This is a genomic window from Verrucomicrobiota bacterium (assembly GCA_016871675.1).
Lineage (GTDB): Bacteria > Verrucomicrobiota > Verrucomicrobiia > Limisphaerales > VHCN01 > VHCN01.
Map to the genome: position 1 here is coordinate 1 of VHCN01000062.1, position 20,470 is coordinate 20,470.

At 66.7% G+C, this 20,470-nt stretch carries 14 protein-coding genes, 1 tRNA gene and 1 pseudogene; 11 read left to right on the plus strand and 5 right to left on the minus strand.

Annotation, left to right across the window (positions count from 1 at the left end; translation table 11 throughout):
• From FJ386_12075 to FJ386_12085, 3 genes are all read left to right on the plus strand, one after another.
• Window positions 1–2,265: hypothetical protein (locus FJ386_12075; GenBank protein MBM3877443.1), on the plus strand; the 2,265-nt coding region annotated here is incomplete at its 5' end.
• A gap of 204 nt (window positions 2,266–2,469) precedes the next feature.
• Window positions 2,470–3,321, plus strand: a complete 852-nt coding sequence (locus tag FJ386_12080) for a hypothetical protein (protein ID MBM3877444.1) — start codon at window positions 2,470–2,472, stop codon at window positions 3,319–3,321.
• Window positions 3,322–3,442: 121 nt separating this feature from the next.
• A complete protein-coding gene (locus tag FJ386_12085) occupies window positions 3,443–4,846 on the plus strand; it encodes a hypothetical protein (GenBank protein ID MBM3877445.1) in 1,404 nt (467 codons plus the stop codon).
• 107 nt (window positions 4,847–4,953) lie between these two features.
• Here FJ386_12085 and FJ386_12090 read toward each other — a convergent pair.
• A pseudogene (locus tag FJ386_12090) lies at window positions 4,954–5,133 on the minus strand (antibiotic biosynthesis monooxygenase).
• A gap of 50 nt (window positions 5,134–5,183) precedes the next feature.
• Window positions 5,184–5,870: a glycosyltransferase gene (locus FJ386_12095; GenBank protein ID MBM3877446.1), complete on the minus strand. Its 687-nt coding sequence runs from the start codon at window positions 5,868–5,870 to the stop codon at window positions 5,184–5,186.
• Window positions 5,871–5,996: 126 nt separating this feature from the next.
• Here FJ386_12095 and FJ386_12100 point away from each other — a divergent pair.
• From FJ386_12100 to FJ386_12125, 6 genes are all read left to right on the plus strand, one after another.
• Window positions 5,997–6,073, plus strand: a tRNA-Asp gene (locus FJ386_12100).
• Between the two features lie 341 nt (window positions 6,074–6,414).
• Window positions 6,415–8,106 carry a patatin-like phospholipase family protein gene (locus FJ386_12105; protein MBM3877447.1) on the plus strand — a complete coding sequence of 564 codons (1,692 nt, stop codon included), beginning with the start codon at window positions 6,415–6,417 and terminating at the stop codon, window positions 8,104–8,106.
• A 16-nt stretch (window positions 8,107–8,122) separates the two neighbouring features.
• A complete protein-coding gene (locus FJ386_12110; protein MBM3877448.1) occupies window positions 8,123–9,574 on the plus strand; it encodes a phenylacetate--CoA ligase in 1,452 nt (483 codons plus the stop codon).
• Window positions 9,571–10,848: a thiolase family protein gene (locus FJ386_12115; protein ID MBM3877449.1), complete on the plus strand. Its 1,278-nt coding sequence runs from the start codon at window positions 9,571–9,573 to the stop codon at window positions 10,846–10,848. Before FJ386_12110 ends, FJ386_12115 begins: the two co-directional genes overlap by 4 nt.
• Window positions 10,845–13,106, plus strand: coding sequence for a hypothetical protein (locus FJ386_12120; GenBank protein MBM3877450.1), 2,262 nt, complete (start codon window positions 10,845–10,847; stop codon window positions 13,104–13,106). The genes FJ386_12115 and FJ386_12120 overlap by 4 nt, the downstream gene beginning before the upstream one ends.
• Before the next feature lie 185 nt (window positions 13,107–13,291).
• Window positions 13,292–15,241: a DNA polymerase II gene (locus tag FJ386_12125; protein ID MBM3877451.1), complete on the plus strand. Its 1,950-nt coding sequence runs from the start codon at window positions 13,292–13,294 to the stop codon at window positions 15,239–15,241.
• Window positions 15,242–15,317: 76 nt separating this feature from the next.
• Here the strand turns inward: FJ386_12125 and FJ386_12130 are convergent, their stop codons facing one another.
• A complete protein-coding gene (locus FJ386_12130) occupies window positions 15,318–15,800 on the minus strand; it encodes an adenylate/guanylate cyclase domain-containing protein (GenBank protein MBM3877452.1) in 483 nt (160 codons plus the stop codon).
• Between the two features lie 29 nt (window positions 15,801–15,829).
• On the opposite strand from FJ386_12130, the gene FJ386_12135 reads away from it, so the two are divergent.
• Window positions 15,830–16,819 (plus strand): ATP-binding cassette domain-containing protein, encoded by a 990-nt coding sequence (locus FJ386_12135; GenBank protein MBM3877453.1) that lies wholly within the window; start codon window positions 15,830–15,832, stop codon window positions 16,817–16,819.
• Between the two features lie 16 nt (window positions 16,820–16,835).
• On the opposite strand, the gene FJ386_12140 is transcribed toward FJ386_12135, so the two are convergent.
• A complete protein-coding gene (locus FJ386_12140) occupies window positions 16,836–18,092 on the minus strand; it encodes a class I SAM-dependent rRNA methyltransferase (protein ID MBM3877454.1) in 1,257 nt (418 codons plus the stop codon).
• Between the two features lie 146 nt (window positions 18,093–18,238).
• Here FJ386_12140 and FJ386_12145 point away from each other — a divergent pair, with 146 nt between their 5' ends.
• Window positions 18,239–19,588 (plus strand): MFS transporter, encoded by a 1,350-nt coding sequence (locus FJ386_12145; protein MBM3877455.1) that lies wholly within the window; start codon window positions 18,239–18,241, stop codon window positions 19,586–19,588.
• Between the two features lie 35 nt (window positions 19,589–19,623).
• Here the strand turns inward: FJ386_12145 and proB are convergent.
• A partial coding sequence (gene proB, locus FJ386_12150; GenBank protein MBM3877456.1) for a glutamate 5-kinase occupies window positions 19,624–20,470 on the minus strand: 847 nt, incomplete at its 5' end.

The window sequence follows — 20,470 nt, forward strand, 5'->3', positions numbered from 1 at the left end:
GAATGGCGGCACGTCGGCCCCGGCAACTTCCTCGTGAGCGGCGACCCGTGGTTCCGGCCGGTGAGCGTGCAGACCGGTCCCGACGGCGCGCTGTGGGTGATGGACTGGTGCGACCGCTATCCCTGCTACCAGAACGCCAACGCCGACCCGCTCGGCGTGGACCGCGAGATGGGCCGCATCTGGCGCGTGGTGTGGGTGGGCAACGAAAAGGGCAAGAAGGTGGCGAGCCGGCCTAAGCGCGACATGGACCTCGCGACTGAATCCAGCCAATGGCTTTTGTCACTCTTGACCAGCAGCAACTCATGGCAGCAGCGCACGGCGCAACGACTTCTTCGGCAATGGCACGCACCCGATTCAGACTTGCGCGCCAGTCGGAAAGAGCCGTCAGGCCAATTCTCGCCTAATGATGAAGGCGTCGCTTTCGCGCTCGGGGAAATGGCTCGAAATAGATTGGTCGGCAAACTCAATTCAACGGTCGAACTGGATACCCGAGTTCGAATCGCAGCACTGATCGAGGCAGATGCAGTTCGTCAATTGACTGCTGAATACGTTGACGCTGCGTTAAGCGGCGGCGTCCCTGAAGTCCGAGCATGGATTGCCCGCCTTCTCGGAAACCGTGGCAAGCCGAACTCGGATGACATGCGTCAACTGCGCAACCTTGCGACAGACAATGATGTAACCGTGCGCGCCGCGGTTGCCGTCGCCCTTCGTCAATTCACTTCCGGTTCGCTGACCGTGGACACGCCGCCGCCCGCAGCTGCGGCGAAAGCCGACCTGCTCCCGCATTTCCGCGAGTTGCTCGCGCGCCCGAGCGTGGACGGCGATACTTACTACCCGCACATCGTCTGGATGGCGATGGAGCCGCGCGTCGCCGCCGACCCGCAGCCGTTCTTCCCATTGCTCGCGGCGACCGACACGTCCGTGTCCGCCTACTGCGCGCGCCGTGTGATGCGCCGCATCTGCGACCTCACGGATGCCGCCGCGCGCGCGAAGCACCTCGACGCCGCGATGCTCTGGCTCGGTTCGCTCGCCGACAAACCGCGCCTCGCCGACGCCGCGCTCGACGGGCTGATTGAGTCCTTCAAGGCCAGGGGCTCGCCGCCCACGCTCGAACTCGCTCCCATTTTCGCCAAGCTCACCGCCGTCCCCGTGCTCGCGGACAAGGCCCGCCGCCTCGCGACGCTGCTCGGCGACACCACCGCCGCGCGCGGGCTCATCGTGAAGATCAACGACGCGAAGGCCGGCGTGGACGACCGCTTGAAGGGCATCCAAGCCGCGCGCGAAGCCCGGACCGACGCGGCGCGGGATGAACTGGTGAAGTTGCTGAAGACTCCCCTCACCCCGGCCCTCTCCCCTTCGGAAGGGGAGAGGGTGCTCCCGCCCGGAGCGGGACGGGTGAAGGGTTCCGCGGGCGACGTTCAACAGCAACTCTACGCCGAAGCCCTCCGCGCGTTGGGCACGTTCACCGTGGACCAGACCGCCTACGACGTGGTGGACGCGTGGAAAAACTTCTCCGCCTCCACGCGGCGTGCCGCGGCGGAGGTGCTCGTCACGCGCCGAAACTGGGCGCGCGCGTTGCTCGCCGGCGTGGAGAAGCAACAGGTCTCCCCCGCCGACATCTCCGCCACCGCGCGCCGCGCGCTCGCCCGCACCGAGGACTCCGCCGTGCGCGACCAGTCGGACCGCTTGCTCGGCCGCTACCGCGCGAGCGACGCCGACAAGCTCAAGCTCATCGCCGCCCGGCGCGCCGTGGTGCTCGCCGCCGAACCGGACGCGAAAGCCGGGCACGAAATCGCGAAGAAATCCTGTCTCGTCTGCCACAAGCTCCACGGCGAAGGCACGGACATCGGCCCCGACCTCACCGGCGTGGGCCGCAGTTCGCTCGACGCGCTGCTGCACAACATCATTGACCCCAACGAAGTCATCGGGAACGGCTTCGAGACGGTCGAGATCGAGTTGAAGGATGGGCGGTCTCTATCCGGCCGCATCGTCGAGGAGACGCCCACGCGCCTCCGGCTCGTCGCTGCCGGACCGACCGAGCACATCCTGTCGCCCTCAGAGATTGCGTTGAAGGACGGCAAGCCCCGGCGCCGCACGCTCGACGTGAGCCTCATGCCGGAAGGTTTGGAGAACATGCCCGACGCCGACTTCCGCAACATGGTGTGGTTCATCCTCAACCCGCCCGCCGACAACCGCCCGTGGACGCCCGCGCTGCGCCGCGAGTTGCTGGGCGATGAAAGCGTGGGCGCGACGCCGAAGAGATAGCGGATGGTGGACACGGATTTCACGGATGAGCACGGATTCGGACGGAGGGCCGGCTGGCGACTTCATCCGTGAGCATCCGTGAAATCCGTGTCGACGTCCGTTTCCTTCCGCTTGTAGCCCCGGCGCGGCGGCGCTACGCTCCGCGCCCATGAACCTGACTTCCCCCGCGCCCGGACGCGTCGAGCCATCCGCGGCTTGCTGCACATGAACCTCTGCGCGATTGCGCTCGTGGCGGCGGCGTGCCTTCCCGCTTTCGCGCAGGCGCCGACGGCCGACGACTTGATCAAGCAGGCCGAATCCACACTGAGCAAGGACGACGTGAAGGGCGCGCTCGCGCTGCTCGACAAGGCCGTGGCCGCGGACGCGAAGCACCTCGGCGCGCGCGTCGCCATCGCGCGCCTGCGCGGCCGGTTGCGCGAGTATGACAAGGCGGTCGAGGCGTGGACCGAGGTGATGAAGCTCGCGCCCGTGCCCAACGCCGTGCTGCTCAACCGCGGCATGGAGCACTTCCGCGCCGGCCGCATCAAGGAATCGCTCGAGGACTTCGACAAGTTCAACGCCGCGTTCCCGCAACGCGCGCCGGACAACTGGCAGCGCGGCATCGCGCTCTACTACGCGGGGCGGTTCGCCGACGGCAAGAAGCAGTTCGAGCTGCACCAGACGGTGAACAAGAACGACGTGGAAAACGCCGTGTGGCATTTCCTCTGCACCGCGCGCGCCGAGAGCCTCGCCGAGGCGAAGCATCATCTCATCCCCATCACCGGCGACGGGCGCGTGCCGATGAAGGAGATTCACCAGCTCTTCGCCGGCAAGGCGAAGCCCGAGGACGTGCTCGCCGCGGCGCGCGCCGGCGAACCCGCGCCCGACAAGCTCGGCCACAACCTGTTTTACGCGCACCTGTATCTCGGCATCTACCACGAGGCCACCGGCGATGCCGCGAAGGCGCGCGACTACATTTTCAAGGCCGCGGAGAAAGCCAACGACAACGGCTATATGGGCGACGTGGCGCGCGTCCACGCGGACATCCTTCGGAAGCACGACGGGAAGAAGAAGTGAGCGCGCGCGCCGCGTCATCAACTTGCTCCCGGTCTTAATCCTACTCTGTCGACCGAGTGCGACCGTGGCCGCAGACTGCGATCCGGATGAGGTCGCGGAGCAAAGTGACTGAAACCCCTGCATGAGCAAACCCACCGACATCCGCTGCGTCGGCAGCGAACTCTACTTCCTGCCGGTCCACACGCGGCTTCCGCTCAAGTTCGGCACCGAGACGGTCACGTTCGTCACCTGCGCGCGCGCGAAGGTGCGCGTCACCGACGCGAAGGGCAAGACCGCCGAGGGGTGGGGCGAAACGCCGTTGTCGGTGACGTGGGTGTGGCCGGGCAAGCTGACGTTTGACGAGCGGCTGACGGCGATGCGCGAGTTCTGCGTGACGCTCGCGGGCGCGTGGGCGGGCTTCGACAACCGCGGCCATGCGATGGAGGTCGGCGCGGATTTCCTCAAGCACATCCTCCCCGCGCTGCTCAAGCAGTTCAACAAGCGGCGCGCGCCCGCCGAGCCGATGCCGTGGCTCGGCGCGCTCGTGTGCGCGTCCCTGTTCGACCTCGCGATCCATGACGCCTACGGCAACCTCCACGGCCGGCCCGTTTACGAGACTTACAACGGCGAGTTCATGTCGCGCACGCTGGCGGATTTCCTCAAGCCCGCCGGCGGTTCGGGCCTCTCGTTCAAGGATCAGTTTCCATGCGATTACCTCGTCACCTCGCCACCGAAGCAGCTCCGCGCGTGGCACCTCGTCGGCGGCGTGGACGCGCTCGACGCCTCCGAACTCACCGGCGCCGAGCCGCAGGATGGATTCCCCGTGCTGCTCGCGGACTGGATCAAGACCGACGGCGTGAGGTGCCTGAAGGTGAAGCTGCGCGGCAATGACGAGCAATGGGACTTCGAACGGCTCCTCAAGGTCGGCCGCATCGCGATCGAGAACGGCGTCGAGTGGCTCACGGCGGATTACAACTGCACCGTCATCGACCCCGACTATGTGAATTCGATGCTCGACCGCCTGCGCGACGGGCATCCGCGTCTCCACGGCATGCTGCTCTACGTCGAGCAGCCGTTTCCATACGAGCTGGAGAAGCACCGCATCGACGTGCACAGCGTGAGCGCGCGCAAGCCGCTCTTCCTCGACGAATCCGCGCACGACTGGCGGCATATCGCCATGGGGCGCGAGCTCGGCTGGAGCGGCGTGGCGCTCAAGACGTGCAAGACGCAAAGCGGCGCGCTGCTGTCCGCCTGCTGGGCCAAGGCCCACGGCATGACGCTCATGGTGCAGGACCTCACCAACCCGATGCTCGCGATGATCCCGCACGTCCAGCTCGCCGCACACGTCGGCACCATCATGGGCGTCGAGGTCAACGCGATGCAGTTCTACCCCGAAGCTTCGAAGTGGGAGGCGAAAATCCACCCCGGCCTTTACCAGCGGCGCGCCGGGAAACTCGACTTGAGTTCCATCCAAGGCCCCGGCTTCGGCTATCAGCACAAGAAAATCCGCCGCCACCTCCCGGTGAAGTCCGCGGAGTATCTTTGACTTTCCGAACCACGGGGTTCCCTCCGATTGCTCCACTGAACGTCACTTCCCGTAATCGCGTTCGACCCGCGCCACGCGGACGCGGAATGCTGAATACCACCTCTCGCGCCCCGCGCGCTCTCGACGCCGAGGAATCCCGGCTGTTGCGCCGCCAGTTCGTTCATGCGCGCCGCCATCGCGCCGTAGCTGTCGTCTTCGCCGGCCGCGCGCATCGAAGTGAAGATGACTGCGAAGTAGGGCGGCTCCGGCGTGTTCGCGATGGATGGGACCGAGGAGTTCGTGTTCATGACGAGTGCGGTGAATTTGCGCCCGCACGCCACTCTCGCGCAAGCCGCGGTCACCGCTCCCCTTTCCGATACATCGCCGCCAGTTCGCGCGGAGGCGTGCCCAACAGATGGCGGACCGTCACGCTCCACATCAGCCAGTAGGTCCTCAGCACGCCGCGCTTCGCGAAGCGCCGCGCCGACGTGCTCACGACCGCGTCCGCAAGCGCGAGCCTCCCGCGCGCCCGCAGCCGTCGGCAGAGCTCGACCTCCTCCATCAGGGGCACATCGGGCACGCCACCGACGGCTTCGAGCGCGTCGCGCCGGACAAACATCGCCTGGTCACCCATCACGCGCCGCGCCACGAGCCAGCGCCACCAGCACTTGAACCGCGCCCCGCGCACGAGCCACGACGGCGGTTCGCGAAACACCTTGTAAAACCCTCCAGCCACAACCCGCGCATCGCACAGCGCCGCGCCGATCGCTTCGCCCGCGCTCGCCGGCAGCCACGTGTCCGCATGGAGCAACACCACCACGTCGCCCTTCGCCAGCGCCACGCCCGCGCGCAGTTGCCCGCCGCGACCCGGCGCCGTTTCGGTCACAAAGCAGCCCGCTCGCGCGGCGATGTCACGCGTCGCATCCGTGCTGCCGCCGTCCGCTACGATCACCTCGATCACCTCCGGCACCGCGCGCGCCCGGCGCAAAGTCTCCGCGAGTTCGTCCGCTTCGTTCAGCGTGGGAATGACAACGGACAACTTCACGCGCGCATCGTATCAGGACGTCATTGCCGCCTCCATCCAGCGCTTGCGAAGTCCCCACGAATGCGGGATGCGGGAAATCCGCGTTGACTTGAAATGGGGCATTCCCTAGGTTGCAGCCCCCGACGCGGGGGCGTAGCTCAATTGGTTAGAGCGCTGCCCTGTCACGGCAGAGGTTACGGGTTCGAGCCCCGCCGCTCCCGCCACTCTTTTCCGGCTTTGTTCGAATGGACTGACCTTGGGGGACAATGCGGGCGATGAAAGCGGCCGCTTCTTCCCCTTCCAAGTGGCCTTCGGAAATCAAACGGGGCGACGTCACCGTGAAGGTTCACCGGTGCAAGAATCACTTGAAAGGCACCGCCTACCCGCAAAACCCACTCCAGAGAACTAAGGAAGCGTTGCACCATTGACACGGCATGGAAGCGGCTTAGGTTGCGACCAGAGACAATGGGCGATGGATCAATCAGAGCGTTTCGCGATCGTGCGATCAGTCGTTGAGCGCAGTCGTTAGAGGCCTTGAGCGTTCCGTCGTCGTCCCGAGGCGGACATGAGCGCAAACAGGCCAACTGAAGGGTCGGAGGCGGATTACAGGCGATCCGAGCTACTCTCCTGCCTTTCCCGATCCCCCTATCAACCCTCGGTTCAGATGGGCCGCCTTGTCACACTGGCGTCGTTCTCGTGTCGCATTCCTGAGACTTTCCTCGCTGACCAACTCGCCCAGAACGTCCGGGCCGAGACCGGACAACGAGTGTTGCTCGTCCACATCGTCATGTCGGACGCCGGTGTGCCGCTGCGATCTTGGACAGTGCATCAGACTTCGTGGAGCGAGCACTTTGCCTTCGCCGAGTACGTTCAGCAAACGGCAGGAGGCGCCGAACGGCTGTGCGTGAGAGTTTCGGACGAACCGCTCCAAAGGAACTACCTCGCGTCGTTCATTGGCCACTGCGCCCGGCACTTCCGGTTTGTGATCCTTCATTTGGATTCGGAAATCCCAGCCAGATTGCTGACCGAGGGGATCATCCGGTCCGACCTCGCGTGGGCGTTGCTCGATCCGAACGCGGACAGCACCGCGCGCTTCAGTCGACTGGCGGCCACGATTCGCGATGAGAATCCCGCGACGAGCGTGACCCTCATGCCCGTCGCGTGTTTCGACGAGGACTCCGTTGAACCAGGTTTGCTCGCGCAATTGTCCCGTGACATCGGCACACGAGTGCATGCACAAGTCCGAGGTGCGCGTCGAGCGAGTGCGGGGGGTGCGAGCGAATCGTTCGGGCGCGACGTGCGCCGGCTTGCCCGGGAGGCCGGCCGATGCCGTGTCGGGCTCGCGCTGTCTGCGGGCGCGGCGAAGGGCTTGGCCCACGTTGGAGTTTTTCAAGTGCTGGAAGAAAACGGGATCGAAGTCGACTTGGTCGCCGGCACGAGCATGGGAGCCTATGTCGGCACGCTTTGGGCCAGCGGGCATCCTGCGTCGTTCCTCGTGGAGAAAGCCCTCGAACTCGAGCGTCCCGGCAACATGTGGTCGTTGATCGATCCAGTCTTCCCGCCGAGGCAGGGATTCATGCGGGGCTTGGGCGTCAAGCAACGACTGATGCGGTCCATCGGTTCGGTGCACTTCGAAGAACTGCCCCGCGCTTTCCGCGCCGTGGCGACCAATTTGGAGACGCTCGAGCGTTGCGTGTTCTCGTCCGGCGAAGTCGCACGGGCCGTCCATGCGAGTTGCGCGATTCCAGGCGCATGCGTGCCGGTCGAAATCGATGGCGAACAATACATCGACGGCGGCGTCTCGGACCCCGTCCCGGTGGATGTGCTTCGCGAGGCGGGCATCGAGAAGATCATCGCCGTCAACGTCATCCCGACTCCTGCGGTCCTGCGTTGCAGTCGCGAGCGCCAGCGAGAACTCGCCGACGGCGCGTCAGCCCGCATCTCGCCGCTTCGCTATCTCAATCAGCAACTGAACTACTTCGCCGACGGCAACATCCTCGACGTCATCCAGCGCAGCATCCTCGGCGCGCAAATCCGAAACGCCGAGGAAGCCTGCCGCTCGGCGGATGTGGTCTTGCGGCCGGTCGCGTGCGATGCGTCCTGGCACGACTTCAAGAGCGCCTCCCGATACGTCGCGCTTGGCCGTCGCGTGGCGACCGAGCAGCTGGCCGCAATCCTTGCCCTGACCCGCCGGCCCCCAACCCTCCAAACCGATGAACCCCATGTCCTCAGCCACACAGTGGCAGCGGCTGCCTGAACGGGAAGTCCGGGCGATGCAGGCCGCCAAGCTGCGGCGTTTCCTCACCGACGTGGTTGTTCCATTCTCACCGCATTACCGGCGCGTCTTCGCCGCGCAGGGGCTCGATCCCGCGCAGGTTCGGACGCTCGACGACCTCCGCCGGGTTCCGTTCAGCTCGAAGGCCGACCTCCTCAACACGCCCGAACAACCGCAACGCTCCCGTGAGTTCATCATCGTGCCAGACGAGAAGGTGCTGCGGCGGCGGCCTTCCACGCTGCTGCGGGCGCTGGTTTTCGGGCGCGATGTGGTCAAGCGCGGCTTCGAGTCGGAGTTTCGGCCGATTTTCATGACGAGCACGACGGGGCGTTCGGCCGACCCGATCCCGTTTCTCTTCACGCAGCACGACCTCGCGAATCTTCAAGTCACCGGCGACCGGCTCTTCCAAGTCTGCGGCGCGCGATCCGAGTTCCGCCTGCTGAACATGTTTCCCTACGCGCCGCATCTCGCGTTCTGGCAGACGTTCTTTGGCGGCACCACGTTTGGCGTGCTCACCCTCAGCAGCGGCGGCGGCAAGGTCATGGGCACCGAGGGACAGATTCGATTCATCCGGAAGCTCCAGCCCGACATTCTCATCGGCATGCCAACATTCACCTACCACGTCCTGCAGCAGGCGGTGGATGAAACCGTCCACTGGGAGAATCTCAAACGCATCGTCCTCGGTGGCGAAAAAGTCCCCGAAGGCATGCGGCGGAAGCTCACATTCCTCGCCGCGAAACTAGGCTCGCCCAACGTGGACATCGTCACCACCTACGGTTTCACCGAGGCGAAGATGGCGTGGGCCGAGTGCCCGACCCCCGCGGATGCCGAACCCAGCGGTTACCACCTCTATCCCGACCTCGGAATATTCGAAGTCGTGGACCCGAAGACGGGCGAGCCGGTTCCCGATGGCCACCCCGGCGAACTGGTATTCACCCCCCTCGACGCCCGTGGCACCGTCGTGCTCCGCTATCGCACGGGCGACTGCATCGATGGCGGGCTCACCTACGCACCATGCCCGCATTGCGGACGTGTCGTCCCGCGCCTGCTCGGCCGCATTTCGCGCACCGCCGAAGTGAAGGAAATGCGCCTCGACAAGATCAAGGGCACACTCGTGGACTTCAACGAACTCGAGCACGTGCTCGACGACGCCCCGCTCGTCGGCGCCTGGCAGCTCGAGTTGCGAAAGACCCACGACGACCCGCTCGAAGTGGACGAACTCATCCTCCACGTGCAGAAACTGAACGGCGCCGACGAATCCACGCTCGTGCGCGAACTCAACAGCCGTTTCGCCGCGCACACCGAAGTCCGCCCGAACCGCATCGAGTTCCACACCGGCGAGGCGATGCGCGACCTGCAGGGCGTGGGCACGCAGCTCAAAGAAAGCAAACTCGTTGACCACCGTCCGAAGGCTGGACAGACTAGGCCCCAGATGAAGGAGACTGCATGACCACCGACCGGCTTGTCCTGATTGACGGAGTTCGCACGCCCTTCTGCAAGATCGGCACCGACCTCGCGTCGCTCGCGCCCGACGAGCTTGGCCGCGTCGCCGTCAACACGCTCCTCACCCACGCCGCGCTCGACCCCGCGATCATCGACGAGGTCATCTTCGGGTGCGTTTCACAACCGGCCGACACCTCGAACATCGCCCGCGTCATCGCCCTGCGCGCCGGCATCCCCGAGCGGGTGCCCGCGGTCACCGTCCACCGCAACTGCGCCTCCGGCTTCGAGGCCTTCACCCAGGCGTTCGAAAAAATGTCCGCCGGCCGCGGCTCCGTGTTCATCGTCGGCGGCGCGGAGAGCATGTCGCAAGTGCCCCTCTTCTACACGCAATCCGCCGCGAAGAAGTTTGCCGCGCTCTCGCGGGCCACGTCGCTCGGGCAGCGTCTCGCGGCGTTGTCCAAGTTCCGGCTCGCCGATTTCCAGCCGCGCAGCGGCCTGCAACTCGGACTTTCCGACCCCGTCTGCGGCATGAACATGGGCGAAACCGCCGAGGTGATCGCGCGCGACTTTGGCATCACCCGCGACGAGCAGGACGAATTCGCCCTCGTTTCGCACCAGCGAGCCGCGGCGGCCAAGGACAAGCTCGCGGGCGAAATCGCTCCGGTCTTTGCGAAGGGCAAGACGTTTACGGCCGACAACGGCGTCCGCCCCGAGCAATCACTCGAAGCGCTTTCCAAACTCAAGCCCGTCTTCGATCGCAAGACCGGCAGCGTCACCGCGGGCAACGCCTCACAGATCACCGACGGCGCGGTCGCGCTGCTCGTGATGAGCGAATCGCGCGCGCAGGCGCTCGGGCTCGAACCGCTCGCCGCGATGACTGCCTACGCCTACGCGGGCTGCGACCCGGCCCGCATGGGGCTCGGCCCCGTGTTTGCCATCGCGCGCGCCGAGGCACAGTCGGGCCTTTCGATTGCCGACGCCGATGTCATTGAAATCAACGAGGCTTTCGCCGCGCAGGTGCTTGGCTGCCTGAAGGCCGCCGAGTCTGCGAAGTTCGCGCGCAAGATGCTCAACCGCGACACAGCGCTTGGCGCCATCCCGCGCGAACGCCTGAATCTGAACGGCGGCGCGATTGCGCTCGGCCATCCCGTCGGCTCGACCGGCGCGCGGCTCATCCTCACCGCCGTCCGCGAACTGCGCCGCCGCAACGCCCGCCGCGCGCTTGTCTCCTTGTGCATCGGAGGCGGACAAGGCGCTGCAATCTGGCTGGAGAAACTATGAACACCGATTTCCTCCGGTCCGACACCGGCTTCTACAAGCGTCGCGACAAGACGCCCAAGCCACAACCGTCGCCGTCCACACCCGACGCGCCCGAGCCGCCTTGCCCCTACATCGTCCGCGAAGTCACCCCGGACCAAGTCTGCATCCTTACGTTCGACAACCCCGACAGTTCCGCCAACATCTTCGACCGCACGACACTCAAGGAACTCAACGACCAGCTCAACTTCATCCGGTCCACACCGGAACTCAAGGGCGTCATCCTCGCCAGCGCCAAGCCCTCCATCTTCATCGCCGGCGCCGACCTCAAGGCCATCGCGGACGCCGTCGAGCATTCGCCTGGCGACTTGCGCGCCATGATCGAGTTCGGCCAGCGCACGTTCAGCCGGCTCGCGTCATTGCCAATCCCGACCGTGGCTGCGATGCACGGGGCGACGCTCGGCGGCGGATTCGAGGTCGCGCTCGCCTGCGACTGGCGCATCGCCTCGCCGGACCGGGCCACGAAGCTAGGCCTGCCCGAGACGCAACTCGGCGTCATCCCGGCGTGGGGTGGTTCCACGCGCCTGCCGCGGCTGATCGGCCTGCCCGCAGCGCTCGACGTGATTCTCGCAGGCAAGTCCCTCGCCGCTCCCGTCGCGCTCAAGCGCGGCCTCGTGGACGAACTGGCGCCGAAGCAATACCTCGTGGACATCGCGAAACGCCGGATCCTCGATCGCGGGCTCTCACTGAAGAACCGGACTCCTTCACTCCGCCTGTCCGCGACGGACAACGCGCTCACCGCCGCCGCGATCTCCATGTGGATGCATCCGAAACTCTCGCGCCGGACCCGCGGCCACTATCCCGCCGTGACGCAGGCGCTCGAGATGATCACCGACGGCATCTCCAAGACCGTCGAGAAGTCGCTTGCGCTCGAGGTCGAGACCTTCCTCAAGCTGGCGCAGACGCCTGCATGCCGGAATCTCGTCCGCGGCTTCTTCCTCCAGGAACGCTCCAAGAAACTTGCCGTCACGCCCGCACACGTCTCGACGACAGCCGCCCCGGCTCGGCCGCGATACGAGTCCGCCTCCAGCATCCGGCGCGCGGCCGTGATCGGCGCGGGCGTGATGGGCTCCGGCATTGCCCAGTGGCTCGCGACCCGCGGGCTCCCGGTGATCCTCCGCGACATCAACGCTGACGCCGTCGGCAAGGGCGTCAGCTCCATCTCCAAACTCCTCGCGCAAGCCGTCGAGCGCCACACCCTCACACAGGTCGAGGCGCGCGCCGCGATGGACCGCATCTATCCCGCCGCGTTCAACGCGCCGCTGGCAAGCACGGACCTCGTCATCGAGGCGGCCGGCGAGAAGATGCCGCTCAAGCAACAACTCTTCCGGCAACTCGACGAGCAGGCGGGCCCGGACACGATTCTCGCCACCAACACCTCGGCGCTTTCCATCTCCGAGATTGCGTCGGCCACGGCGCACCCGGATCGCGTCGTCGGCCTGCACTTCTTCAACCCCGTCCACCGCATGCAACTCGTGGAGGTGGTCTATGCGCGGCAGACGCATCCCGAGGTGTTGCGCCGCACCCTGCGGTTCGTTCAACAGATCGGCAAGCTGCCCGTGCTCGTCAAGGACAGCCCGGGCTTCCTCGTCAACCGCATCCTCATGCCGTATCTCATCGAAGCCGGCCACCTCTTCGAGGCCGGCGCGCGCGTCGAGGACATTGATTCCGCGATGCTCGATTTCGGCATGCCGATGGGACCGCTGCGGCTCATCGACGAAGTGGGCGCGGACATTTCGAAGCACGTCGCCGACACGCTCGTGGGGCATTACGCCGACCGTCTCGAGACGCCGGCCGTGCTCGAGCGCATGATCGAGCGCGGCTGGCTCGGCCGCAAATCCGGCCACGGATTTTTCACGCACGACGGGAAGGACGCGACCCCCAATCACGCCATCAACGAGTTTCGGCTGGCGGACACCGCGCGCCGGCTGTCCCGCGAGGAACTCCAGCGCCGCATGGTGCTGCTCATGGTCAACGAAGCCGCGCGCTGCCTCGAGGACCAGGTCGTGTCGGAGCCCGAGGACGTGGACTTCGGCATGATCATGGGCACGGGCTTCGCGCCGTTCCGCGGCGGTCCGCTGCGCTACGGCGACTCCGCCGGCATGAGCAAGATGGTGGATGAAATGAACCGCCTCGTGGACGCCGGAGCCAAGCGCTACCTCCCGTGCCCGTTGCTGCAAAACATGGCCGTCTTTGGCGGCCGATTCTATGAACGCGGCTGAACAATGGCGGGTGGCCCGACGGGGCCGCTTGACCGTGCCGCCCGGCACCGAGCCGGACGCCAACCCCGTTCGTTTCTCCTTCAACTTCACCAACGTCGCGCCGATCTCCGACCCGGCGCCACCCACCGATCCAACCGGCGCGCGCCGGGTCGGAGACCGGCGCTCCACATCCGACGGAGGCTGACATGAACGCGCTCAAGGAACCCGAAGTCCAACCGCACGTGAAACCCCATGACGATCCCGCAGCCGCGGGACTGATCGACACGTCGAAGATGAACGCAGGCCAGCGCGCCGCGCTCGAAATGACCGAGGCCGCCCGCGACGCCGCGTCCGAAAAGGGCAGCTTCGCCCAGGACCTTTTCATGGGCCGCTGTGATCTCGACCGCATGCTGCCCTTCCCGCAGCAGACGCACGAGGACCGCGACCAGGGCGACGCCTTCCTCCAGCGCCTCGACAAGTTCCTCCGCGACCGCGTGGATCCCGATGAGATTGACCGCACCGGCGAAATCCCCGACGACGTCATCGCCGAGCTCGGCCGCATGGGCGCCTTCGCCATCAAAATCTCGCCGGCCTACGGCGGCCTCGGCCTCTCGCAGACCAACTACTGCCGCGCCGCGATGATGCTCGCGGGCCATTGCGGCAACCTCACCGCGCTCATCTCCGCGCACCAGTCCATCGGCGTGCCACAGCCGCTCATTCTCTTCGGCACGGAGGAGCAGAAGGAAAAGTATCTGCCGCGCTTCGCGAAGGGCGAAATCTCCGCGTTCGCGCTCACCGAACCCGCCGTAGGCTCCGACCCGGCGAAGATGTCCACAAACGCCGTGCCCACCGCCGACGGCCAGCACTTCATCATCAACGGCGAGAAGCTCTGGTGCACCAACGGCACCAAGGCCAGCGTCATCGTCGTCATGGCCAAGACCCCGCCCGCCGTCGTCAAAGGCAAGCCGCGCGACCAAGTCACCGCGTTCATCGTCGAGATGGACACGCCCGGCGTCGAGATCATGCACCGCTGCCGATTCATGGGCCTCAAGGCGCTTTACAACGGCGTCGTGCGCTTCACCAACGTCAAGGTCCCGCGCCAGAACATCATCCTCGCCGAGGGCAAGGGCCTGAAAGTCGCGCTCTCCACGCTCAACACCGGCCGCCTCACCCTGCCCGCCGCGTGCGTCGGCATGAGCAAGCGCTGCCTCGAATGGGTGACCAAGTGGGCCCGCGAGCGCGTGCAATGGGGTGCGAACATCGGCAAGCACGCCGCCATCGCTGACAAGATCGCCCGCATCGCCGCGAACACCTTCGCGATGGAATCCATGACGCTTTACACCGCAAGCCTCGTGGACAAGGACAAGAAGGCCGACATCCGGCTCGAAGCCGCGATGTGCAAGCTGTGGGGCACCGAGCGCGGCTGGGAAATCGCCGACGAGACCATGCAAATCCGCGGCGGGCGCGGCTATGAAACCGCGCAGTCACTCAAGGCGCGCGGTGACGAACCCGTCCCCGTCGAGCGCATGCTCCGCGACGCGCGGATCAACACCATCTTCGAGGGCAGCAGTGAAATTATGCGGCTGTTCATCGCGCGCGAGGCGCTCGACCCGCACCTCAAGGTCGCCGGCGCCGCGCTCAACTCCCAGCTCCCGCTCGGCGTCCGCGCGCAGGCCGCGCTCAAGGCCGGCCTGTTCTACGCCGCGTGGTATCCGAAGCAGTGGCTTCCATTCGCGGGAGCCGGCGGCGACGTGCATCCCGCGCTCGCCAGGCACCTGCGTTACGCCAGGCGCACCGCGCGCCGCCTCGCCCGCTCGCTCTTCCACGCGATGGCGAAGTTCGGGCCGAAACTCGAGCGCCAGCAGGTGCTGCTCGGCCGCTTCGTGGACATCGGCACGGAACTCTTCGCCATCAGCGCCACGTGCGCCCGGGCGCACGCGATGCGCGCCCGCGCCGCGACCGACGCCGAGAAGGACTCGCTCGTGCAGATGGCGGATTACTTCGGCCGCAGCGCGCGGTTGCGCATCGCGCGGCACTTCGCGGGCATTGCGAAGAACACGGACCGGGAAAGCTACCGCCTCGCCCAGGACTTGCTCGAAGGAAAGCATGATTGGCTTCGCGAAGGCATGGTCGGTCCCGCGCCTGCGGGATCCTGATTGTCCTTGGGGAATCCTCACGGAACGAAAGGAGGTGGTCGCAAACTAACTCCCATTGTCCGCCCCGAACCGGCGCTCACCGGCGGGGCACTCCAGCCCGGGCGCAGCCGCGAGTCCCCACGCCCTGCGCCCGGCGCTGCCTTGTCTCACGCCACCCCGGCCCCGTGTTCAAGCCGATGCGCAGCCGCACGTTCGCGCCGCGTTCCTCGTTGATACACTCGACCTCCTCCTGCATCCGGAGCGCGAGCTCCGCAGACGCGCCCGCGTGGTCCTCGAGCGCGACGGGCACCCCGCCGACGGCCATGCAGGCGTCGCCGATCATCTTGATCTTCTCGATCTTGAGCCCGGCGGCAAGGTGGTCGAACCGCGGGGACATCTCGTTGAGCATCCGGACGACTTCCTCGGGCGGGGGCAGGCTGGAAAGTTCGGTGAACCCGACGACATCCGCGAACACCACGGTCACACCGGGGAAAATGTCCGCGATGGTGGTGACGCCATCCTTGAGCCGGCCGGCGACGGGCTTGGGGAGGACGTTGAGCAGGCGGCGCGACGCTTGAATCCCGCGCCGCGAATGCCGATTCTCCGCCCGTGCCCGTCATTGAAGTCTCCGGCCTCACGAAGACGTTTCGCACTTACAAGAAGCAGCCCGGCATCAAGGGCGCGATCAAGGGGCTCTTTCACCGCACCTTCGAGACGGTGGACGCCGCGCGCGACGTGGGCTTCCGCATCGAGGAGGGCGAGCTGGTCGGCTTCCTCGGCCCGAACGGCGCGGGCAAGACGACCACGCTCAAGATGCTCGCGGGCCTGCTGCATCCCACGGCCGGCACCGCGCGCGTGCTCGGCTACGTGCCGTGGGAACGCGACGACGGCTACCGCAGGCAGTTCGCGCTGCTGCTCGGCCAGAAGAACCAGCTCTGGTGGGACCTGCCCGCGCGCGAGTCGCTCGAACTCAACGCGAAAATCTACGGCATCGAGCGCGCGCGCTTCGAGCGGACTGTCGCCGAGCTCACCGCGCTGCTCGATGTGAAGGACAAGCTCGACGTGATGGTCCGCGAGCTTTCACTCGGCGAACGGATGAAGTTCGAGCTCACCGCCGCGCTCCTCCACGAGCCGAGGGTGCTGCTGCTCGACGAGCCGACGATCGGGCTGGACGTCGTCTCGCAGCAAAAGGTCCGCGAGTTCCTCCGCGCCCACAACAAGGCCCGCCGCACCACGATGCTCCTCACGAGCCACTACATGGCGGACATCGAGGCCCTCTGCGACCGCGTCATCATCATCGACCACGGCCGGATTTTCTTCGACGGCCGCCTCGGCGAGGTGCTCGACCGGTTCGCCGACTTCAAACTCGTGACGATTCAGTGCGACGGCGCCGGGGCGCGCGCGCCGCAGTCGCTTGAGAAGTTTGGCGAGGTCGTCGAGCGCACGCCCGCCGGCGTGAAGCTCAAGGTGAAACGCGACCGCGTGGTGCCCGTGTGCAAGGCGCTCTTCGACGAGCTGTCCGTGAAGGACATCGACATCGAGGAGGTCCCGATCGAGGACGTCATCCGCTCGATCTTCGCGCGCGGAAAGCCCGGGTGACGCCGCCGCGCCGCGCTCACCAGACGCGGCCCCAGATCACCTTCAGGTAATGGCTCTCGGGACAGTTGGACATCACGGGATGGTCCGGCCCCGCGCCCGTGCGGTCGAAGATCTGCAGCCGCCGCGAAAGCCGGTGCGCGGCCTTGTGGATAATCTGCTCGAAATCCTCCGGCGTGAGCAGGCCCGAGCACGAGCATGTGACGATCACGGCACCGGGCCGCGCGACCGACATCGCCAGCCCGTTCAAGTCCTCGTAGCGCCACCGGTCCTCGTGCGCCGTGTCCCGGCTCGCCATAAACTTCGGCGGGTCCACCACCACCGCGTCAAACTTCTCCCCGTTCTTCTGCATCTGGCGTGCGAACGAAAACGCGTCGCAATGCGCCCACGTCGAGTGCGCGGGGCTGACCTGGTTGAGGTTCGCGTTGCGCCTCGCCTGCGCGATCGCCTTCTCGTCCAGGTCCACGCCCACGGTTTCCTTCGCGCCACCGCGCAGCGCCGCGGTGATGGCGAAGCCGCCCGTGTAACAGCACAAGTCCAGCACGCGCGCGTCCTTCACGAGCGGGGCGAAGCGCCGCCGGTTCTCGCGCTGGTCGCAGAAGAACCCCGTCTTGTGGCCCTCCTTCAAGTTCACCTCGAACCGCACGCCGTGCTCCATGATGCGGACCGACGTGACATCGTCGCTCAACCGCGCCGTCGGCTCGATGCGCTCGATGTTCGCGACCTCGGAATCCACCGTCACCACCGTGCGCTTCGTGCCGAGCCGCGCATGGAGCCGCGGCAGCCACCCGGGCAGCCGCTGGAAAATGCCGAGGCTGTGGACCTCGACCGCGAGCACGTCGGCGAACTTGTCCACCACCAGCCCGCTCAAGCCGTCGCCGTCCGAGTGCACCACCCGGAATGAATCCGTGATGGCCGGCAGCGTGAACAAGCCAAGCCGCAGGTCGAGCGCGCGGTCCAGCAGCGCCGCGAGGTGCTCCTCGCCGACCGGCTCCGTGCCGTGGTGCAGCACGCGCAGCGGCACGCGCGCGTGCGGATTGTAGAGCGCCTGGCCGAAGGGTTGCCCGTCCTTGTCATACACGTGCACGAATTGTCCCGGCTCGGCGTCCGGCGACGCCGCGCGAATCATCGCGGGGAAGATGCAGGGGTGAAAACTGTAGTATTTCATCTGCACCCACGGCGTGCGCCACGACTCGCTGCCCGGCGGCGGCGGCCGCGACGGCGTGGAATGACGCGCGGCCACAGGCCGACGGGGCTGGCGCGGGCGGTCGTTCATGCCGTTCATCCGCCTCCGCTACAGGGAAGCCGCCCGGATGGCAAACGGATTCCACAACGCCGCACCCCCGGCTGGCGCGGCGCAGCCACAACGCACTTGTGCCCGCGGACACGCTGCCCTCAAATGCACGCGCCCCACGGGGCACGATGAGCGCTTCGCCGGACAAGGCTTCGCTTCCGCCGGGATTGAACAACGCGTTTTGGTTCGCGGGATTCAACGCGCTGTCCTTTCCCATCGTCGTCGGCAGCCCGATGGTGCTCTACGCAAAGTCGCTCGGCGCGAGCGCGACGGTGCTCGGGCTCATCGTGGGCATGATGCCGCTGCTGGTGATCTTCCAGATTCCCGCGGCGAGGCACGTCGCGCGCGCGGGCTACAAGCGCTTCGTGTATGCGGGCTGGGGCACGCGCACGCTCTTCATCTTCGGCATGGCGCTTGTGCCGCCGGCGGGGAAATTCCTCGACAAGCCGACGCAGCTCGCGCTGCTGCTCGCGCTGCTCTTCGCCTTCAACCTCTCGCGCGGCATCTCGAGCGCGGCGTGGCTGCCGTGGATTTCCTCGATGGTCCCCGCCGAGGTGCGCGGCTGGTATCTCGCGCGCGATGCGTTCTTCGTGAACTTCGCGAGCTTCATCTGCGTGCTGGTCTCGGCCGTCGCGCTCGGTGGCGAGCCGACGTGGTGGCATTTTTCGCTCATGTTTGTGTTCAGCGCGGTGATGGGCGCGACCAGCCTCGTGTTCCTCAAGCGCATCCCCGAGACGCAGGCGCCCGACGAGGCGCGGGCATCCGCCGAACCGGTGCCGTGGCGCGCGATTGCCGCGTTCCCGCCGTTTCGAAAGCTGCTCGCGTTCAACGTGGCGTGGGCGGTGGCCTACGGCGGCACCGGCGCGTTCACGGTCGCCTGGCTCAAGGCGGAGGCGGGCCTCGTCGAAGGCCGCGTGCTGCTCGTGACGAGCGCGGCATTCGTCGGCGGACTGAGCAGCCTGTGGATTCTCGGCGCGCGCATGGACCGCCTCGGCAGCAAGCCCGTGATCACCGCGTCGCTGCTCTTGTGGCTCGCCCTTGCGGCGGGCTGGATCGCGCTCGCCGGCCGCGCGGTCCCGGCGAACACCGCCCTGCTGCTCACCCTGCACTTCTTCATGGGACTGTGCGGCTCGATGTGCGGCATGGCCAACGTGCGGCTCGCGATGGCGATCATGCCGGCGATGGGGCGAAGCCATTTCTTCGCCCTCTTCTCAGTCGTCGCGAGCCTCACGCTCGGCCTCGCGCCGGTGCTGTGGGGATTGTTGATCGACGCCATCGGCTCGCGCCGCTTCGACGCGCTGGGGTTGGAATGGAATCGCTACGCGCTCTTCTTCGCCGGCGTGCTGGCCGTGAGCCTCGCGACACTCGCCTTGTGCCGGCGGTTGGACGAACCGAAGGCGGCGAGTGTCGAGGTCCTGTTGCGCGACGTCCTGCTCGAACCGCCCCAGCGCCTCTGGCTGCGCTTCTGGCCGAAGTGACCGGCGGTTTCTCCGCGCCGGAGGGGCGGGCGGGATCAGAGGACCACCAAGTCGTCGCGATGCACGAGTTCGGCGCGCGGACGCTCCTTCGCGCGCACCTGCGCCGCGGTGAACGCGCTGATGCCTCGGGCGAATTCAAGACCGTCGGGATCGCAGATGCGCACCACGTCCCCGGCGGCGAACTCCCCCTCGCACCGCGCGACGCCGGGCGGCAGCAGACTGCGGCCCTTCTCGCGCACCGCGCGCTTGGCGCCGTCGTCCACGAACAGCGTGCCCTTCGGATGGTGAAAGAAGGCAATCCAGCGCTTGCGCCCCTTCAGCTTGTTGGGCTTCGGAACAAACAGTGTGCCCTCCTCGGCGCCGCCGAGGACATCCGCGATCACAGAAGGCTTGCGGCCGGAGGCGATCACCAGCGGGATGCCGGACCGCATCGCGATCTTTGCGGCCTGGATTTTTGCGGTCATGCCGCCCACGGCCGTCGCGCTCGCCGTGCCCCCGGCGAGCTTCTCGAGCGCGGGATCGATTGCCTCCACCAGCGCGAGCGTGCGCGCGTGGGGCTTGCCGAAGTTCGCAACCACGCCGTCCACCGTGGTGAGGATGATGAGCAGGTCCGCGGGCAACAACGAGGCCACGAGCGCGGACAACCGGTCATTGTCGCCGAACTTGAGCTCGGTGGTCGAGACGGCGTCGTTCTCGTTGATGACCGGGATGACGCCGCGGTCGAGCAGCGTGCAAAGCGTGTTGCGCGCGTTGAGATGGCGGTCGTGGTGCTCGAGGTCGTCGTGCGTGAGGAGGACCTGCGCGACGTGGAGGCCGAACGACTCGAAGAGCCGCTCGTAAGTGGTCATCAGCCGCGACTGGCCGACGGCGGCGCATGCCTGC

Bases quoted from the DNA above. Each gene is read 5' to 3' on its own strand.
- FJ386_12110 (MBM3877448.1), top strand. From the start codon at position 8,123: ATGCAGGCCGCCAAGCTGCGGCGTTTCCTCACCGACGTGGTTGTTCCA.
- FJ386_12085 (MBM3877445.1), top strand. From the start codon at position 3,443: ATGAGCAAACCCACCGACATCCGCTGCGTCGGCAGCGAACTCTACTTC.
- FJ386_12145 (MBM3877455.1), top strand. From the start codon at position 18,239: ATGAGCGCTTCGCCGGACAAGGCTTCGCTTCCGCCGGGATTGAACAAC.
- FJ386_12080 (MBM3877444.1), top strand. From the start codon at position 2,470: ATGAACCTCTGCGCGATTGCGCTCGTGGCGGCGGCGTGCCTTCCCGCT.
- FJ386_12125 (MBM3877451.1), top strand. From the start codon at position 13,292: ATGAACGCGCTCAAGGAACCCGAAGTCCAACCGCACGTGAAACCCCAT.
- FJ386_12105 (MBM3877447.1), top strand. From the start codon at position 6,415: ATGAGCGCAAACAGGCCAACTGAAGGGTCGGAGGCGGATTACAGGCGA.
- FJ386_12140 (MBM3877454.1), bottom strand. From the start codon at position 18,092: ATGAACGACCGCCCGCGCCAGCCCCGTCGGCCTGTGGCCGCGCGTCAT.
- FJ386_12115 (MBM3877449.1), top strand. From the start codon at position 9,571: ATGACCACCGACCGGCTTGTCCTGATTGACGGAGTTCGCACGCCCTTC.
- FJ386_12120 (MBM3877450.1), top strand. From the start codon at position 10,845: ATGAACACCGATTTCCTCCGGTCCGACACCGGCTTCTACAAGCGTCGC.